Origin of the sequence: Sedimentibacter sp. B4, assembly GCF_000309315.1 — a bacterium.
Classification (GTDB): Bacteria; Bacillota; Clostridia; order Tissierellales; family Sedimentibacteraceae; genus Sedimentibacter; species Sedimentibacter saalensis.
This window is the reverse complement of record NZ_CANG01001131.1, coordinates 1-239: the sequence shown is the minus strand read 5'-3', so window position 1 is coordinate 239 and position 239 is coordinate 1. Positions and strand designations below refer to the sequence as shown.

Here is a 239-nt window from a genome sequence, read left to right as displayed (position 1 = left end):
CGACGGGGCCGCCGCGCTGGACGCCTTCCACGAGTACCGACCCGATCTCGTGCTGCTCGACCTGATGCTGCCCGGACGGGACGGCGTGGACGTCTGCCGCGACATCCGGGCCGAATCCGGTGTTCCGGTCGTGATGCTGACCGCGAAGAGCGACACCATCGACGTGGTGGACGGGCTCGCGGCCGGGGCCGACGACTACGTCCGAAGCCGTTCAAGACCCAGGAGCTGATCGCCCGGAT

The 239-nt window shown here is 69.5% G+C and carries 1 pseudogene; it reads left to right on the top strand.

Annotated features, from left to right (window positions below):
- Positions 1–239, top strand: a pseudogene (locus BN358_RS25215) (response regulator); the annotation flags it as partial.